Below are 19,119 nucleotides of genomic sequence, written 5' to 3'. Positions count from 1 at the left end.
AGGGCGAAGGGGAAGGCGCTTCATCACTCTGCGCTTCGCCCTCAGCGCTTAGCGGTTTAGGTCACTTTGTTTCCTTGCTGGCAGTGTAAATATAAACTTTACTCCCGCACCTGGCTCTGATTCCACATGGATGCTTCCTCCAAGCTCTTCTATGATCTTTTTAACAATAGACAACCCCACACCTGTGCTTTCTGATTTGTCCTTAGGCGCTAATGTCTGAAAAATATCAAATATCTTTTCATGATATTCTTTGGCTATGCCGGGGCCATTGTCAGCTACATAAAATTCATGGAAATTTTCCTTGTGGACATAGCCTATGGTGATGGTGCCCTCAGGCTTATCATTGTATTTTACAGCATTGCTTAATAAGTTGGAAAAGATTTGTTCAAGTCTGAGTTTACTCGTGCGGATCGTAGGGAGATCTCCTGTTGTTACTTTGAAAGTTGCTGGTATATCCAAGGCCGACATCACTTCACCCACGAGAGCCATTACGTCAGTTTCCTCGTACTTTATTTCAGATCTGCCTGCCCTTGAGTACTCCAGTATTCCATTGATCAGTAGCTCCATTCTGTTGACTCGTCCTCTCAACAGGCTCATATTCTCTTTTACATCAGCTTTATCATCCAGCAGGTCACCCAGGTCTTCCTCGATCCACTGTGAAAGATTGTTGATGGCGCGAAGGGGTGCCTTCAGATCGTGAGAAACTACATAAGCAAACTGGTCGAGCGCTTTATTCATCTTTTCGAGATTAGCAGCATAATTTTTTTGTTCCTTTTCGTATAGCTTTTGGGCTGTAATGTCTAGTCCAAAACCAACGAGCCCTCCCTCGTTGGCCGTGTCGGCAAATGTATAGAACTCGAAATACCAAGGCTTGTCCCCTGTAACACCGTGAAGTACCACCGGGTCACTTGCCCCCCGATACGCCATGTCAACAAACTCATTCACTTCGGGAAAAAGTGTATAGATATTGCCACCTATCAATTGATTTCCTTCCAGCCCTAATTTTTCCAGCCCTGCACCGATGGCTTGAGTAAAGTTGCCTTCTGCATCTACTTTGTAAATGATTACCGGCATATTGTTGGTAATACCATTAAGTACCTGGCTTTTTTCTTTGATCTCTTTTTCTGCCTTTTTGCGTTCAGTTACATCTCTGGAGTTGATGACAATACCTTTGACTGATTCATCATTCAGTGCGTTTTTGCCAACCGCTTCCAGCGTCATCCACTCGCCGTTGGCCTTACGGCATCTGAATTCTGTGGTATACGTGCTTCCGTAATTGTCGATAACACTCAGAAAATCAGTTATGATCTTAGCTTTATCTTCACGATGGACAAATTCGGTAGTGTGATGTCCTACCAAATCTGCTTCAGTGTAACCTGTTGCCCGGTAAAATGATGGGCTGTGATACCCTATTAGTCCCTCGGCATCCAAAACAGTGATGAAATCAGTAGAATTTTCAACCAATGAGCGAAAGCCACCTTGTACAACCTTACGCTCCTCTTCATGTATCTTCTTTTGCCTTTCGAATTCAAGATACTTCATGACCTCATTTGCCAGCACTTTGAGCATCCTTTTTTGTTCATCGTTCAATATGCGAGGGGTTGTATCTGCGACAGAGATGGCTCCGATGTGATATCCATCAGAGGTGGCTAGTGGCACGCCTGCATAAAAGCGAATGCCTGTGTCGTTACCAATAAGAGGATTACCAACAAATGTGTTGCCTTCCAGAGTATCCTTTACTTCAAATACCTCGGCTTGAATAGTATATTGTTCAAAAGAAAGGCTTCTAGGAATACTATCTGCATTATGTCCTCTGGTGATCAGATATTGTATGTCATCCAGATCAACTAAAGAGATCGAGCAGATAGGCGCATGGCAGATATACAAGGCCATTTCTGCCAAATTTTCCAGGTCATGCTCCGGTTGCAATGCTAAGGCCTGATATCGTTTAAGCGCCAGTAGTCTGGCTTTTTCTGTATCATTAGTACTTTCCCCGTGCTTCTTATTCTTCATTACTTAACTCCGCGATAAAATAGGGCTGTATCAAAAGACCAAACTCAAAACTGACTGTTCTTTTGAGACAGCTCTTGTAACTAGTGTTTGTAAGAAAACTCTAAGTGGCTTTAAGAAATGAAGTTACAAAAAGCGGAACGTACTGAGGTACGAGAGCATTTTTGGAACGAGCGTAACGCAGACATTGGCGTTTTCTTAGACACTAACTATGTTAATCTATGGGTTGGAACATTGATATTCAAACCAACGTGCCACACTTGTGGTCAGACGATGTACTACTGGGCTGGTAATGTGTAATATTTATATCCTCGTTATCTGTTTGATATATCCGAACGCCAAATAAAAGATCTTTAATATTAGATAATTAATAAACAGGAGCGTATCCACACAAAATGCGCGTTACATGTGACAATAATTCAGATTAAAAGGCTCGAGTGAGATTTTTTGAGAAAAAGAAAAATAGAAAGGAGAACAGTTTGATTTTGACTGGGATTGAAAAATTTTTAAAAGGCCAAACGGCAGCCCTTGTGCTAAATTTGACTTTAGCACAAGGGTGTCGCCGCTGGATTTTATTCAAAAATTATTTTCCTGACAATGTTTTTACTTAGGCTCTTTACCTGTACGAGATAAGTGCCGTTAACTTTGTCATTTAGCTTAATTTCCATAGCATTATAACCTGCTTCGTGAGAGATTATTTGCTGATGAATGACTTTGCCTTGCAGTGTATACACGCTGATCTCCAAATCATCCTCATGGCCAGCGTAAATAATGCTGAACTGTCCGCCATAAGCCGGGTTGGGGAATATTGTCATTTCAGAGGCAGGCGCATTTGCGGAAGGTTCGCTGAAGGTGGTAGTGCTATTGCTATTGACATCTATCGTGTAATCTTCTGTTTCGCTAAAGTAAATGCTTCCGCATGGGGTTGGTGTTTCTCCATAGGCCACCCTTACCCGTAGCCTCACCGGGCCGGAAGTAGTACCCGATGGAACTACTATGGTACTGGAGTATGAACCTCCTGCTCCGGTTGCGGAAAGCACCTCTTCACCACTGTCATCGAAATCCCCATCGCGGTTCCAGTCAGCCCATGCCTTGGCTTGCGTGCCAGCCCAGGTGTTGTGAGGCGTAACTATCAGGTTAGCTGATCCGGAAATGTCGCTTTGCTGGTCACTGTAGTCAGAATAACCTGCCGATGCATAAGCTGAATTGTTATTGATAGCACCTATTTCTACATTGGCAATGTACTGCCCGGAAGGATAATCACCACCAACTGTACAATAGTTAAGGGCAGGAGTGGTGACAGTTGCGATGTTAGAATATGTTGAATAAGTGGACCCGCTTCGGGCCCTTACCCTGTACGAATAAGTTACATCCGGATTCAAACCGGTGTCTGTATAGGAAGTGCTGTTGGCGCTTAAAGATGTAATAACGCTGAAATTGTCACCCGCTCTCTCTACAACAAACCCATCTTCATTATCTGAAAGGTCAGTCCAGGTGAGGGTAACTGAATTGGACGAAGCTGCCATGGCAGTCAATGCTCCCGGCGCATCTACCGAAGCGCTGTTGCTGATGTTAACAGTATAATCTTCCACTTCTCCATCATCGAATGTACCACAAGCCTCCGGGAGACGGGCGTATCGCATGCTTACGCGCATACGCGTATTACCCTCCAGCGCGGAGGCAGGCACATTGATATTTCCCGAAACAGCGGAAGAGGAAAGGCTGCTGGCAAATACCAGCTCGCCATCATCAGTAAAGTCGCCATTCTGGTTGTAGTCTATCCAAACGCGGAAACGTTCATTGTACGGGGATCCTGAAAAACCAGGGGTCAGCGTTACGGGGTTGTTGCCTCTTGTGAGGCTGACTGTCAGATGGGTAAAGTCGGTGTAGTTGCTGGCTCCGGAAGGGTTGGAGAAGCTGCCCACCTGTACATTGGCAATGTGCTCGTAAGTAGAACGACCGGATGCAGAGGAACAATAGCTTACAGGGTCATTGTTGCCAGGAATGACAATAGAAAAGTCTTCGACCTCACCGATATAATCATCGTTGCCGCAGGCTATTATTTTTCCCGCGTCTCCGTAGGCAACCCGTATTCTCATTCTGGTAACTCCAGGTGTAGCATTGGCGGGCACGTTTACAATAGTAGTATACGGCCCGGCTCCAAACTGATTGTAGATCTCTTCACCAGCGTCATCGAAGTCTCCATCAGCATTCCAATCTATCCAGGCACCCACGCCATTGGAATCCCAGTAGCCATTTTTTGTTCCAATTGTTAACGTCTCAGTGGCGCCAGGAACCAACTCGGTGACCAGGGATGTAAAATCGTTGTAGGCCTGATGACCGGAAGTATGATCAATGGAGCCGAGGGTAACGCGCGTGGCATAGTTATCACTTCTGTTGCCGGCAGCAGCACAATAAACTACATTACTTTTTTCATATACCTTGATGAACGCTGATTTGGTTTCCGTTACGCTACCGGTGCTACCGGTTGTTGTCAGCGCAACATCATAGATACCTGGCTGTGCATAGGTGATGGTCGGCTGTACTTCATTAGTAACGCTGGAGGGCGATCCTCCCGGGAATGACCACTGTAGCGAGCGTACATAGCCGCTGGATTCACTGGTGAAGGTTACATTTCCTCCGGTCATGGTCACTGTATGGTCTGCGCTGAACTCAGGATCGTTGGTGTCCGGAATACCGGCATCCCTGAGCGGACCTGTTATCACAAAATCGGCTGTTGTAGAGGCGGAGCTATGGCTAAGGTTTTTGAAATAGCCTATGGAGTAAGTGAAATTGTTAAGCATAGGCTTGCCGCGCAACTGAATGAGTATGTTGTCCAAAGCTGCCCCGGCCGCCTTGGCAGCATCTGTATTGTTGTTAGCCGCAGGTAAACCTGTCAGGCTGCCTGTTAATTTAAAGCGCCTGTTGAGCGCGGTGGCTTCTATGGATGCGGATGCAGTAATGCCCGTAATGGCTGTAAATTCATTCTCAATATCATTTTCGGAGCCTATTGCCAAATAATCATCATCCAGCCAGTTAGTTTCAGGTTCCCAGCCTTGCACAGTACCGTTGGCTACCTGGTTGAGGAAATCTGTAAAAGCCTGCTGCCCATTATACCGTTGACTGTCTACCAGATTATCAAAACCTGCAATATCATTATTCCTCGTCAACTCGAAGAATGTTTTCAGCTTGGCAAAATCATTGACATACCAGTGATACCAGATCATATTGCCGTAGTGGTAGTGGTGAAAGTTTCCGCTGGTATAACTGGAATTAAACACGGTGTTGAGCGATGGCCAGTTGCCGGCGCTGTTCTGTGTATTCCTGGCATTTGAGGCCAGTAGTCGGATGCCTTCTGTTTCCGTGGAACCGGCAAAAAACTCAGCCATGCCTTCTTCATACCATACTAATCTGCTGTTGTTGTATATTTCGCTTTCACCCCAAAAACCCGGGATGAGGTATCGTCCTTGTAGATAATGCACGTATTCATGACGGAACAACGCCTCAAGAGATAGGCTGCTTTCCACACCAACGGTACGGTCCCAGGTGTAAAAAGTAGACCTGCTTTCTATGTACATTCCACCATTGTCGCTACCAATGCCGAACAGGTATGTGACATAATCATCGTATTCCTGCTTTGAGCCGAACACCACTATTCTTAATGTGTCGTTAGGGTCACCAGCTACAGGTTCATCGGTCTGTAGCATTCTGAAAAACTGATTTTTCACTTGTTTGGCGGCATGGTAAAGTCCCTGCACTTCCTCCTCGATAAGAGGAGTTCTGACAATCATTTTGCCATCATCAAAAGTGTAAGTGTTTGGAAATAACATCTGATCAAGTTCATCCTGGAGCTGCTCCATATCCTCACACAAGCTGTAGGCGGCACAGTTGCCATATTCATTCATAGCCTCGATTGCCTTTAACCACATAGGGCTTAGACGCGCAGAGTTTTGAGCAATCTGTGCCAAATGTGCTTCTGTATCATCCAGCAGAGTGGGAACTCCAGCCATTCTGGCCAACTCCCCTGCAGCATTTAATGTCATAAATGCCAGTTCATCATTGTTTTGTAGTTCTGTATCCAGTGCTATGGTTCGAAGAAGTTCGAAATAGGTATTGTTGCCATTGATGGCATTGACATAATCATTATCCTGCACCCCCCTGAACATCAGGAAAAATATTCTGTTGGCAGCGCCTGCATAGGTGCGGATATCGTTGGAAGACACCTGCTTCCATACTTTGTTTACTACAAGGTCCTGCATTACACGCTTCACGGTATTAAGTACAGTGGTTTTGTGTCTTAGACCATCAAAATCCAGCAGTATCAGGTACTCATCAAGGATATCCAGTGCATCTTTTGTGGTGAGAAACAGGTTTGGGTTGGAAGTCAATGCTTCACAACCTTGAATGTAACGGTTAATACTGGTGATATTCATACTTACACCGTCATTGTAAAAATCCTGATAACCGGCTGCATGCAGGTAGTATACGAGTCCATACAGGCCGCTGCTTTTTGTGCCGTCATAGCTAGCTGAGAGGTTGTATAGTTCATTAGCCACAGCCTCAATGTTGGCATTCGAAAATATTGATGGCGCATAATTAGACTCGATAGCAAAAAAGGAGCTAAAGCAGTCGGAATTAGTGTTTTGCTTGAGCTCACCCACCAATGCTGACGAACCTAAAGAGGCCCAACCGGCTGCATCATAGCAGGTGGCTGTAGTTCTTGAAGTTGAAGATTTCCTGGTATGATCTCCGATCTTGATGCTAGGTTCTGCTACCCCATGATTTTTGCTTTTATTCATTCTTGAGCAGAAATCGTTGTGATCATGGGGATCATGAGGTACTTGTATTTGCCCCTGTGTATATCCTGCTACCGATAGTAGTATTATTGACAACAGACATTTGTAAAATTGTTTTAGCATGGTTTGATTGCGGTTAGTTTAATAATTATAAATTGCATTGTATAGATTGATGTAGAAATTATCCGCAGAACACACAGGAAGCGCCAGCCTTGTGAAAAGGCTGCGCTAAATCCTGTATTTTCTGTGGTTATAAGGTCTCTTTTTTATTCAAAAATGACCTTTCTCACTATGGTGGTGTTATTATTTTTTACATGTACCAGGTAGGTTCCACGTACATTTTGATTAATTGATATTGTAATTGCATCAACGGGTTGATTGACAGTGCTGAAGGTTTGTCGATGGATCAGTACCCCTTGTAAACTATATACACTTACGTCCAAATCACCCTCATATTTGGTATATGCAAGCTGGAAGCGCCCTTCTTTTGAAGGGTTAGGGAATAATGTCAACTGTTGCTCAAACGCTGAGGCAGAGGGGCCTGCTGCAGTGCCAATGTTAAGTGTATAATCTTCTGTTTCGCTGAAGTAGATACTTCCACAAGCAGTTGGCGCTTCTCCATAAGCAACTCTTACTCTGAGACGCACAGGACCACTGGCTGTTCCTGCAGGAGGAGTTATCGTGCTGCTGTAGCTGGTAGCAGAACCGCTACCGCTGAGTACCTGTTCTCCACTGTCACTGAAGTCACCGTCACGGTTCCAGTCCACCCAGGCTCTGGCTTGTGTTCCGGCCCAGGATTGGTGCGGAGTGACTGTCAAAGTAACCGAGCTGGTCACATTGGCGCTCATTGTAGCGTAATCAGAGTATCCGCTGCTTGCATAACTTGTGCTATTGTCAACACTGCCGATTATTACTCTTTTGATATATTGTCCGGAGGGATTACCGGCACTTGCATTGCAATACGATGGTGCATTTGGAGTAGTAGCGCTGCTGGTGTTTGAGTATGATGAGTATACCGCCCCGCTTTTTGCTCTTACCCGGTATGAATAGGTAGTGTTCGCGCTAAGCCCATTGTCAGTATATGAACTGATATTTGCACCGGTGGAAGTTATGATATTAAATGCACCTCCCGTTGACCTTTCTATTTCGAAGCCGTCTTCATTGTTGGAGTTGTCACCCCAGGTCAAAGAAATACTGCCGGAGCTGGTAGCGGTAGCGGTAAGGTTGCCAGGTGCGATCACTGTTACGACACTGCTGATGTTAACAGTATAGTCTTCCACCTCTCCGTCACCTATGGTGCCGCAAGGTCCGGGCGCCGACTGATATTTCATGCTTACCCGCATGCGGGTAGTACCATTAAGGGCTGATGACGGCACATTAATAGTACCTGATACTGCTGTGGTAGAGGTGCCTCCAGCGTCAAACGCCAGCTCTCCGGCATCTGCAAAGTCTCCATCCTGGTTGTAGTCGATCCACACCCTGAAGTATTCGCTATATGTGCTACCGGAAAAGCCCGGAGTGAGTGTAAGCGCATTACTGTTACCCTTGCTGAGGTCCACTGTCAGATGAGTGTAGTCAGAGTAATTAGCTGCTCCAGAAGGATTGGAAAAGCTCCCTATTTGTACATTGGCAATATGTTCGTAAGTAGAACGGCTTCCCGCAGAACTGCAATAGGTTGTTGAGGCAGGGTTTACGGTGATATAACCTGATGCAGTTTCAGTATCAGAGCCATTGGCATTGGTAACCGTAAGTGACACGTCATAGGTGCCGGCAGTGTTGTAATTCACCGTTGGGTTTTGAGAGGTGCTTGTTGCTGGCGTTCCTCCGGGGAAAGACCATGACCAGCTTGTAGCTCCACCTGTGGATCCATCAGTAAAAATTACGGACTGACCGGCTGTAACCGTAGTAGCAGAAGCCGTAAAAGCAGCTACCGGAGGTGTGCTTACAGTAGTGGAACCTGCAATGATGGTTCCATTAGGCTTGGTGTAGTAGGCATAGTCATGTAAAGTAAAAGAACTTCCTGTAGCATTGACAGTTACCCTGAACCATCCGTGCAGGTTTTTGCCTTCCGGACTAGTGAATTTGAAGCCGATATAGCCTGTTTTGCCATTCCACGCAGTGTATGAAGCACTTCTTAGGTCATGCTCATCAGGGTAGGGGCCACCGGCTACCCAATTGCTGTTGCTACTAATAGGCGTGCCACTTGCAAGGAGGGAGATATTTCTTGTGGAGCCCTCACAAACTAATGGCTTAGTGTATGTCTCTAATCGTAGTTTACCCCCGTCATACCAGCAGCCATAGCGCCCATCGCCATAAGCCAGTTCGAAGAACGTCCATGTAGCGCTGCTATTAGTGGTTATATCCGTGATGTCCTCATAAACAATAGAGTAGGGATCCTTAAAGTTTAGCGAAAAGCCACTAAAGGTTGGGTTTTGAATAGATGATGTGCCACCTGCAATGGCTGGGTTCAGGAAAGTAATTGAAATATTTGACACGTCATCGCTATTGGCATGTGCTGAGGCATTTCCCGATACAGACAATGTAGCGGTGGTACTATTTTGAACATTGATCTGTATGGAAAGCCCTGATGGCACATTGCTGGTGGTAAAGTGAGAGCCTTGTGTTAGCGCACCCGTTACTGCAAATGCAGCGCCATTTTGTCCGCTGATATTTACACTGCCTTCTATGCCTCCCGCATTGGCATCATCCTCATGAAGAACGGATGCCGAATACAGTAAAAACGGGGAGTCAGTGTCATTCACACCTGTAGCAGCTAAGTTGGCTTCCTGCCAAAGCGGAAATCGCGCCTCATGCTCTAATGCAGCTAGCATTCGTGCTACCTGCCCCTGGGTGAACATTTTGTAGCAATTAGAATAATCCATATAGTTTTCACCGTTGGGGATACCGGCACCGCTGCACTTTTCCGTTGTTACATTGCAAGTGCCGGAGTTGGCCGTTGTAGCCGGTGTATCATCCACATTGTCGCCAGGAGCGCTGCACCCATTGTCAAAAGTATGCGCAAGGTTAAGCCAGTGACCAAACTCATGGGTTAAAACAGAAGCAAATTCTTTGTCTGTATTGCCATACAGATATCGTCCGTTATATACCACTCTTGCAAGATTGTTATCTGACATCCAGGTATTCGGGTACCAGGCTACTCCGGAGTTGGTATAGCTGTTGTCATCATAAAGATCGAGCATGATATATACGTTCATGTATTTATAATTGTCCCATGCAAATTGACGGATCTGGTCGTCATAACCACCGCCATTACCAAAGCCTGACCGTTCGGGATAGTAGTTGATGCCGGTGGTGAGATTTCCATTCGGATCTATCTTTGCCAGCTTAAACTCGATGTCTAACGTAGCTCTGATACCTTGAAACAGCGATGATACAGTGTTATAGTCATCATTCAGGCCGTTGAAGTCTTCATTTGCTTTTTCAAGCGCAGTAATAATAGTATTGTCATTCACTGTTTTTCCGGCAAAATCCGTTCCGAAGACATGGAATACTACGGGTATTATATAACCACCGGTTCTGACCGTTGTGTTTTTTCCGGACCGGGTCCGCTCTTCAAATTTCAGTGCCTCCTGTAATGCAGCAGGATGCTCTTTGTAGAACTGTTTCATCTGCTCATCACTATTGCACATAGCGGGAGGGTCAACTTGCGACCAGCCCTGTAGTGCTGTTAGCAGACAAAAAAATAGTAAAAGGATTTTCTTCATAATGTATGGATTTATTTTGTTGAAATATTGAACATGGGAGCGGGTAAAAGAAGACAAAAGCATCCCCGCGTGCACATTTGTATGTGCCGTAAATAGCATATTAAGGGGCTGTCGTCATTCCAAACTTGATTTTGGAATCCCAAGGAAATGAACAAAAACTAACCAGGAGATCCTGATCTCGTCAGAAGGAGACTCTTAAGGCAGCCTCTTTAATATTTCTTAAAGATTAAATGTTGTTTGTTGAGCTACCGGAGTTAAGACGGAGCAAATAAGGAAATTGCGGTACGTTTCATAAGTATGTAGTTTTTTGGTTTGGGTTAGGTAATATATTTTCAACTTCCAAGGTATGACGAATTTAAAAGCAATATTGATACTTTTTTAACCTATATGTATAGAACATTATCAAATGTTAATATTGGAGAGAAGTTTCGGTGATTTTTTTTATTCTGACGTGGTGCTCCAGGCATGTCTCTGCCTGCAATTATAATTGTGATCCAAATCTTGGACTGGGTGTGGTGTGCTTTAAGAATGTAAGGAAACTATGGCTATATTAGGCAAGAGATAGTCATAGAGAAAACCGACTTGATAGGCTTGTGATAAATGATAAAATAGTACCGGTTTTTGTTGAGATAGTTGAGGTATTCGTGTGGCTTTTTCGCCTTATTTACTTCTTGGTGAAATTTCAAAGGACAGTCTTACGCTGTGCTATTGTCGATAATCTATAATATTGTAAATTAACAATCATGGGGAGAATCAGCGACATTTATCAACGTATCCTGCAGTCTGAGCAATGGAAAATCTCTCCTGAGTGGCTTAGGTTGAGTACTATTGATATGCATACCGGTGGAGAACCACTGCGGGTGGTAACTGCGGGTTTTCCGGAAGTGCCCGGTAGTTCATTGCTGGAATGCAGACGGTATGTCAAAGAGCATTATGACTACCTGCGAAAGCTACTAATGTTTGAACCACGAGGCCATGCGGATATGTATGGCTGTATTTTACTACCTCCATTTCATTCAGAAGCAGATTTTTCCGTGCTTTTCATGCACAATGAAGGGTACAGCACCATGTGTGGACACGCAGTCATTGCCCTGGCCAAACTTGCTGTGGAAATGGAATGGGTAGCCCATATAGAACCTGTCACTACAATAAGAATAGAGGCCCCATGCGGCCTGATCACCGCCTATGCAGAAGTTGCAAATGGACAGGTAACGGCCAGCGGATTTCAGGGGGTACCCTCATTTGTTTTAGCTGAAGGCGTGGAGGTGCAAGTAAGTGGTGTTGGTAAAGTCAGAGCAGACATTGCTTATGGGGGCGCTTTTTATGCCTATGTTGATGCGGAACAGTTGAATATACAGTTAACCCCCGATAACTACAGTGAGCTCATCCGAATAGGAAGGGAAATAAAAAACACAATAATAAAAGAAGGGATCCCGGTGAGGCACCCTGAAGAAAAGGACCTAAGCTTTTTATACGGGACTATTTTCATGGGAGGCCCTTTATCGCAAGGAGTTGACAGCAGAAACGTTTGTGTTTTTGCTGATGGAGAGGTGGATCGCTCTCCCACGGGATCTGGTGTATGCGGTAGGATGGCACTACATTATCATCAGAAAAAGCTGGATATCGGACAAAAAATGAAAATAGAAAGCATTGTGGGGAGCCAATTCGAGGGTAAGTTGATGAAGGAGGTGACCTACGGGCCTCATCAGGCAGTGATCCCTGAGGTATGGGGAACGGCTTATGTTACGGGCAGCAATGAATTTTGCCTGGACCCACAAGATCCATTTCGAGAGGGATTTATGCTAAGATAAAAGTTGTAAGAGGATTTAATTTTTTTAAACATTTGTATATGAGAATTTTAAGTAAAGTGTTGGCAATCATTTTTACTATTTTGGTCAGCCAGGTAGCGGCTCAGGAGAGCAGGCTTGACCTGAAGCGGATATTTACCGACTATGAATTTTCTTCCGACTATTTTGGCCCTTCCAGATGGGTCGATGACGGAGAGGGGTATACCACTGTAGAAAAATCTGCTGATGTTGCAGGAGGACAGGATATCATCCGCTATGAAACCGCCACGCAGAAAAGAGAGGTGCTGGTAAGCGCTGCCAGTCTTATTCCGGCGGGAAAAGAAAAGCCGTTGCAGATCAGCAACTATAGCTGGAGTGATGATAAAACAAAGCTTCTCATTTTTACCAACACCGCCCGCGTGTGGCGCTACAATACAAAAGGTGATTACTGGGTGCTGGATGTAGCTTCACGAAAACTACACCAATTAGGAGGGGCTGATGCAAAGCCTTCTACACTCATGTTTGCCAAGTTCTCGCCACAAGGTGACAGGGTGGCTTATGTTCGGGAGCATAATGTATTTGTTGAGGATCTGACTACAAAGCGCATTACCCAGCTTACATTTGATGGTTCCACCGACCTGATCAACGGCACATTCGATTGGGCTTATGAGGAAGAATTTGATGCTCGCGATGGTTTCCTTTGGAGTCCTGACGGAAAAGCTATCGCTTTTTGGCAGTTAGATGCCTCCGGTATCAAAGATTTTCTAATGATCAACAACACAGACTCAGTTTACTCTTATACCATACCGGTGCAGTATCCTAAAGTCGGAGAAGATAACTCTGCTTGCAGAGTAGGAGTGGTGCGCGTCTCCGGTGGGGACATACAATGGATGAACGTGCCGGGAGATCCCAAGAACAACTTCATACCACGGATGATATGGGTGAAAGATTCGCAGCACGTGCTTCTACAGCATTTGAATAGGAAGCAAAATACTAATCAATTGATGAAATGTAATGCCGCTACAGGTCACGTGGAGACTATTTTTACCGAGAAAGATGAGGCATGGCTAGACACAGTAGATGACTGGCAGTGGCTTGATGATAAAGGTAGTAAGCTATTGTGGGTGAGTGAAAGACGAGGGTGGCGGCAGGTATATACTCTTTCAAGTGATGGTAAGGACCTAAAGCTGATCACTCCTTCGCCTTTTGATGTTATCAGCATTGAGGAAGTAGATACCAGGGGAGGGTGGCTCTATTATATTGCTTCCCCTGAAAATGCTACACAAAGATACCTGTACAGAAGCAAATTATCAGGCAAAGGCAAGCCGGAGCGGCTCAGTCCGGCCCACCAGCCAGGAACCCATAGCTACTACATTGCTCCCGGAGCTAAATATGCGTTGCATCATTACTCGACAGCGGAGGTTCCCAATACTACTTCACTGATCAGCTTGCCCGACCATAAAACGATGAAGGTGATGGTAAGCAATGACAAGTTGAAGCAGAAAATAGCTGCCCTTGACAAAAATCCTATGGAGTTTTTCCAGGTGGACATTGGTGAAGGCGTAATGCTTGACGCTTATATGATCAAGCCGGCCGGGTTTGACCCTTCAAAAAAATATCCGGTACTCTTTTATGTGTATGGTGAACCCTGGAACCAGACCGTGCTGGACCAGTGGGGAGGGAGCACCTACCTGTGGCACCAGTACCTGGCGCAGAATGGTTATATAGTGATGAGTGTCGACAATAGAGGTACACCAGCTCCCAAAGGGCGCAACTGGCGCAAAGCTGTTTACGGTCAAATCGGTATCCTGGCCTCTGCTGATCAGTCCAATGCTGTGAAAGGTATCATCAAAAAATATTCCTTTGTTGACAAAGAGCGTATTGGTATCTGGGGCTGGAGCGGTGGAGGCTCCATGACCTTGAATGCGATGTTCCGATACCCCGAAATATACCATACAGGTATGTCTGTGGCTCCGGTGGCCAACCAACTGCTCTACGATAACATTTACCAGGAGCGATATATGGGTTTGTCTTCGGAAAATGCCGAGGGTTACAAAAACGGATCACCGATCACTTTTGCCAAAAACCTGAAGGGTAACTTGCTGCTGATCCATGGTACGGGCGATGATAATGTACATTATCAGAACAGTGAATTACTCATCAATGAATTAGTAAAACATAATAAAATGTTTACTTTCATGGCATATCCTAACCGCTCGCATGGTATATATGAAGGGGAAAATACTTCAAGGCACTTGAGGGAATATTTGACCTGGTATTTAAAAAATAATTTACCGGCAGGACCGAGGTAATAGCTTGAAACCAGTAACGCGTAGATCATTCATGAAAACAACTATTTGCCTTCTTATGATCCTGCTACTTGGCCTCGAAACCTACTGTCAGGATACCAAAACACCACAATGGCAACTGCAATTCAGTGGCGTAACATCGTCCATCCGGGGGGCCAGTGCAGTTAATGCTGATGTCTGTTGGCTGGGTACGCAGGGAGGCCTGATTCGTACTACTGATGGTGGAGCAAATTGGCATAAGATCAATATCCCCGGGGCCGACAGCCTTGATTTCAGGGATGTGCAGGCATTTGGTGATCAGGAGTGCATTGCTATGAGTGCCGGGAGTGGAGGCGCCAGCAGGATATACAAAACATTAGATGGAGGCGCCACCTGGAAACTGGTGAAGCAAAACACCCATGAAAATGGATTCTATAACGGTATGGCTTTCTGGGGTGAGAATACCGGTGTTTTGGCGGGTGATCCGGTGTACAGCACGCTTTACATTCTTAAAACTACCGATGGAGGTGATACCTGGAGAGAAATTGATCCTGATAAGCTGCCATTGCTGCAAGGGGGTGAGTACGGCTTTGCTGCAAGCGGTACCCATATCGCAGTGCAGGGGTCAGATAAGGCCTTTGTAGGAACAGGTGGTAGTGTGGCTCGCATTTTTTATTCTGATGATCAGGGCGAAAGCTGGAAAGTAGCTGATACTCCAATGATCTCCGGTGCTTCCTCTCAAGGCACCTTTTCTGTGGCATTTCAAAACAAAGAATATGGTATGGCCGTAGGTGGCGACTACACCAAAGAGCAGGAAGGACATGATAATATGATTGTGAGTTATGATGGTGGCAAAACATGGCAATTGACAGTGGGAGTTGACCTTGATTTCAGATCGTGTATTGCCTTTGTTGGTTCAAAAGTGATCGCTGTCGGCCCTTCAGGTTCGGAGATCTCTTTTGATGGAGGTCGCTCATTCGTTAGCCTCGGCAATATGGGTTTTCATACATTGACCGTGAGTCCTGATGGTGAGGGGGTCTGGGCTGCGGGGGCAGGAGGAGTGGTAGGCAGGCTGGAGTAGGTGTAAGTCCTGTTTTCTTCGATTCATATGCTCTTCTTTTCTTCTTGTGTAACCCGTGGTAATTTTATTCCTTTTGTTGATAAATCTTACCCGAAGTGTAAGGTGCTTTCATAGAGCTGCTTCTTTGCAAAGCATCTTCATCTGTTGACACTTTACGTTTTGTCCTGTAGGATAATTACTTTATGCCATTTGGTCCTTTCCTGTAATAATTGTACTAGTAATGGATAAAATCCTAAGAGCATTCAAGGCATTTTATCTCGTACTTGCCATCTGAGTTTATACCTAAATAACGCGGACTTTATTTTAAGATAAGTGAGTATCTATCTATTTATACTGTAAAAGGTACATTTTGATAGGTGTCATTTCTCAAGATTATCTGCAAACCCAAAACTAAATTTAACACGTATGAAAGGAATTTTACTTTTAAGCTTACTGCTATGTGTGGCTGTAGTACAGGTTAGTGCCCAAGGTCACACAGTAACAGGTAAAGTTACCTCTGCGGAAGATGGTTCGTCTCTTCCCGGAGTGAATGTGGTCCTGAAAGGAACTACAAAAGGAACGGTAACAGATGCAGACGGACAGTACTCTCTTTCTTTATCATCAGGGGAGGGGACGCTGATATTTACATTTATCGGACTTATGTCTAAGGAAGAGCTTGTTGGAGGAAGGAATGTTATTGATGTTCGCATGGAAACGGACATTAGGCAGTTGTCTGAAGTGGTAATAACAGGCTATGGTGAAGTGAGCAAAGAAGCCTTTACCGGTTCGCACACCAGGCTTGATGCGGCTATGATAGAGTCGCAACCTGTAAGTTCTGTTGAGTCGGTGCTTCAAGGTAACGTTGCTGGGTTACAACTCACCAGCTCTTCAGGTACGCCAGGGTCAGTCCAGGATATTCGGATCAGAGGTATAAGTTCGATCACAGCGAATAACGAACCTTTGTTTGTAATTGATGGTATACCAGTGATTTCCGGAAACATGGCACAGTCAACATCAACAGGAACTCTTGGTGTATTGTCTTCCATTAACGCTAATGATATAGAAAGCATGACCGTATTGAAAGACGCCAGCGCCACGGCATTGTATGGAGCTAGGGCAGCTAATGGTGTGATTATCATTACCACGAAAAGCGGAAAGGCGGGGAAAGCGCAATTCAATTTTTCTGCCCAGAGAGGATGGGTATCCAGAGCAGTTGACGGCCCCAAGATGCTCAATGCAGCTCAGTGGGAGGAGCTATACCTCGAATCATTGGTAAATGCAGGTTATGCTACTACACCTGCAGAGGCCAACAACCTGTATCCTAGCGGATGGGACGGCAAAACGGATACAGATTGGTGGGGTGTGATCACCAATGATGATGCCATGCAACAGAGTTATGACCTTTCAGCCAGAGGAGGTAATGAGAAATTCAACTATTATGGCTCCGTAGGTTATTTTCAACAAGACGGTGTTAACTTAGGTACTGATTACGAACGGATAACCGGGAAACTAAACTTTTCCAGCGCACTTAACGACAGGTTTATGTTGAGCAATGCAACTACCGGATCGCATGTATTACAAAACGGACAACTTGAGGGATCGGCCTATTTCAGTAACCCTGAAGCTGCGCCATTGTTTACACTACCTATTGATCCGGCTACCAATCCTGACGGCACACCTAATTTAAACTTAAGTACAGGTACTTACAATCCTTTGTTCGTGTACCAAAACGACATAGACAGAAGGAATCAGGTGCGGATACTCAATAATACCACTTTGAGGTATGATGTTCTGGATAATCTTAAGTTTACTACAAACATTGGCCTGGACTATGTGCAAACAGAGGAGTTATATTATAACAATCGTATCTATGGTGATGGAGCCGGAACCAACGGAAGTTCATTTGTGTACAGCAACCGTAACTTTAACTGGGTATGGAAAAACATGCTTGATTATAATCTTGCTATCAATGGCTCCAATGATTTAGGACTGAAACTTATCTATGAAGCCCAAAAGAATCAATACTATACCATAGGGGCCGGAGGTAGCGATATAGCCGCTGACGGTCTGTATTACCCCAGCTCTGTAGGTAACGTTACTTTTGCTAATGGATACAAGTATGATTGGGCGGTGAATTCCATCGCGGGTGTGGTTAATTATGCTTTTGACAGTAGAATTTTTGTTGACGCTACATTAAGAGGTGAAGGCAATTCCAGGTTCTCCGCAGACAACCGGTGGGGATTATTCTATTCAATAGGTGCATCATGGGTGCTGTCTAATGAAGGCTTTCTACAGGAAATCGGGGCTCTGGATAATGCTAAGCTACGGGTTTCATACGGCAAGACAGGAAATGGTGGTATTGGTGTGAATCAATTTCAGGCTTTTCTGGGTTACGATTATACGTACAATGGAGCCGGAGCTATTGCTCCTAGCCAATTTGGTAACTACGACCTGACATGGGAGACCTCAAAAACCTGGAATTTTGCTTTGGATCTTGGATTATTCGAACGGATCACGTCTACTGTTGAATACTTTCATAGAACAGGGTCTGATCTGTTACTTGAGGTCCCCCTTTCTTACACAACAGGCTTCGACCAGCAATTGCAAAATGTAGGTGAGATGGTTAATAAAGGAATAGAGGTATCTGTTTCGGCTGATATTCTTAGAACCGGAGCCTTTAAGTGGAATGTTGGTTTTAACCTAACATCTCTGAAGAATGAAGTTACCAAGTTACCTGCCAGTGCGACAGGTGAGGAAATTGGTATTACCACCAACACCAGAAAAGTGGCTACCGGCTTGCCGGTTTACTCCTGGTTTATGCCTACCTGGAAGGGAGTGAACCCTCAAACTGGTCAACCACAGTGGCTGGAAGCTGAGAATAGTGAAGTGGTGACCTCCGTTTATAATGGAAGCGCAGATTACTACCAGGGAGCTAACGCTACTCCTACCTTCTATGGCGGTCTCAATACCCGTTTGGAATACAAGGGTATTTTTCTAACTGCACTCCTGTACTACTCCACTGGAAATAAACTTTATGATACATGGGCGGGATACACTCTTTCTGATGGACGTTTTACCTATAACGTATCCAGTGGATATGCCCGTACCTATGACAGATGGCAACAACCAGGTGACATTAGCGAACATCCACAAAATATCTATGGCAACACATCGCAGTCTAACCAGACCTCCAGCAGGAGGTTGTACGATGGAGAATATGTTCGATTGAGAGACCTGACTGTCGGTTACAACCTACCGGTATCACTAGTGTCGCAAGTAGGCTTATCCTCAGCAAGTCTGTATGTAAAAGGTACTAACCTCTGGACCTGGGTGAAGGATGATAACCTGGAGTTTGATCCGGAGGTAAAAGCTGACGGTTTTATCGATCTCAATTCCGCTCCGCTAAAGAATATTGCAGTAGGATTGAAGGTAGGGTTTTAATAAAAGTTATTT

General features: G+C 45.0%; 7 protein-coding genes. 4 read left to right on the top strand and 3 right to left on the bottom strand.

The features are described 5' to 3' along the window. Positions 1–48 precede the first annotated feature (48 nt). The 3 genes from C900_RS28850 to C900_RS29485 all read right to left on the bottom strand — a co-directional run bounded on the left by C900_RS28850 (position 49) and on the right by C900_RS29485 (position 10,531). Positions 49–2,013 carry an ATP-binding protein gene (locus C900_RS28850; protein WP_009582655.1) on the bottom strand — a complete coding sequence of 655 codons (1,965 nt, stop codon included), beginning with the start codon at positions 2,011–2,013 and terminating at the stop codon, positions 49–51. A gap of 569 nt (positions 2,014–2,582) precedes the next feature. Beyond that, the gene (locus C900_RS28845) at positions 2,583–6,929 is read right to left on the bottom strand and encodes a GEVED domain-containing protein (protein ID WP_009582654.1); all 4,347 of its coding nucleotides are present in this window, start codon (positions 6,927–6,929) and stop codon (positions 2,583–2,585) included. A gap of 143 nt (positions 6,930–7,072) precedes the next feature. Next, positions 7,073–10,531 (bottom strand): M43 family zinc metalloprotease, encoded by a 3,459-nt coding sequence (locus tag C900_RS29485; RefSeq protein WP_157494145.1) that lies wholly within the window; start codon positions 10,529–10,531, stop codon positions 7,073–7,075. A gap of 743 nt (positions 10,532–11,274) precedes the next feature. Here C900_RS29485 and C900_RS22860 point away from each other — a divergent pair. The 4 genes from C900_RS22860 to C900_RS22845 all read left to right on the top strand — a co-directional run bounded on the left by C900_RS22860 (position 11,275) and on the right by C900_RS22845 (position 19,107). After that, complete coding sequence (locus tag C900_RS22860) at positions 11,275–12,342, top strand: proline racemase family protein (RefSeq protein WP_009582652.1); 1,068 nt, start codon at positions 11,275–11,277, stop codon at positions 12,340–12,342. A gap of 38 nt (positions 12,343–12,380) precedes the next feature. Further along, the gene (locus C900_RS22855) at positions 12,381–14,630 is read left to right on the top strand and encodes a S9 family peptidase (RefSeq protein ID WP_009582651.1); all 2,250 of its coding nucleotides are present in this window, start codon (positions 12,381–12,383) and stop codon (positions 14,628–14,630) included. Between the two features lie 31 nt (positions 14,631–14,661). Then, the gene (locus tag C900_RS22850) at positions 14,662–15,687 is read left to right on the top strand and encodes a WD40/YVTN/BNR-like repeat-containing protein (RefSeq protein ID WP_040497373.1); all 1,026 of its coding nucleotides are present in this window, start codon (positions 14,662–14,664) and stop codon (positions 15,685–15,687) included. Between the two features lie 405 nt (positions 15,688–16,092). Further along, positions 16,093–19,107 (top strand): SusC/RagA family TonB-linked outer membrane protein, encoded by a 3,015-nt coding sequence (locus C900_RS22845; RefSeq protein WP_009582649.1) that lies wholly within the window; start codon positions 16,093–16,095, stop codon positions 19,105–19,107. Positions 19,108–19,119: the final 12 nt, after the last annotated feature.

Origin of the sequence: Fulvivirga imtechensis AK7, from assembly GCF_000331535.1 — a bacterium.
Lineage (GTDB): Bacteria > Bacteroidota > Bacteroidia > Cytophagales > Cyclobacteriaceae > Fulvivirga > Fulvivirga imtechensis.
The sequence above is the reverse complement of the archived record's forward strand: the minus strand, read 5'-3'. Positions and strand labels throughout refer to the sequence as shown.

Excerpts from the sequence above, each read along its gene's own strand:
- C900_RS22850 (WP_040497373.1), top strand. The coding sequence starts at position 14,662 with ATGAAAACAACTATTTGCCTTCTTATGATCCTGCTACTTGGCCTCGAA.
- C900_RS28850 (WP_009582655.1), bottom strand. The coding sequence starts at position 2,013 with ATGAAGAATAAGAAGCACGGGGAAAGTACTAATGATACAGAAAAAGCC.
- C900_RS28845 (WP_009582654.1), bottom strand. The coding sequence starts at position 6,929 with ATGCTAAAACAATTTTACAAATGTCTGTTGTCAATAATACTACTATCG.
- C900_RS22845 (WP_009582649.1), top strand. The coding sequence starts at position 16,093 with ATGAAAGGAATTTTACTTTTAAGCTTACTGCTATGTGTGGCTGTAGTA.
- C900_RS29485 (WP_157494145.1), bottom strand. The coding sequence starts at position 10,531 with ATGAAGAAAATCCTTTTACTATTTTTTTGTCTGCTAACAGCACTACAG.
- C900_RS22860 (WP_009582652.1), top strand. The coding sequence starts at position 11,275 with ATGGGGAGAATCAGCGACATTTATCAACGTATCCTGCAGTCTGAGCAA.
- C900_RS22855 (WP_009582651.1), top strand. The coding sequence starts at position 12,381 with ATGAGAATTTTAAGTAAAGTGTTGGCAATCATTTTTACTATTTTGGTC.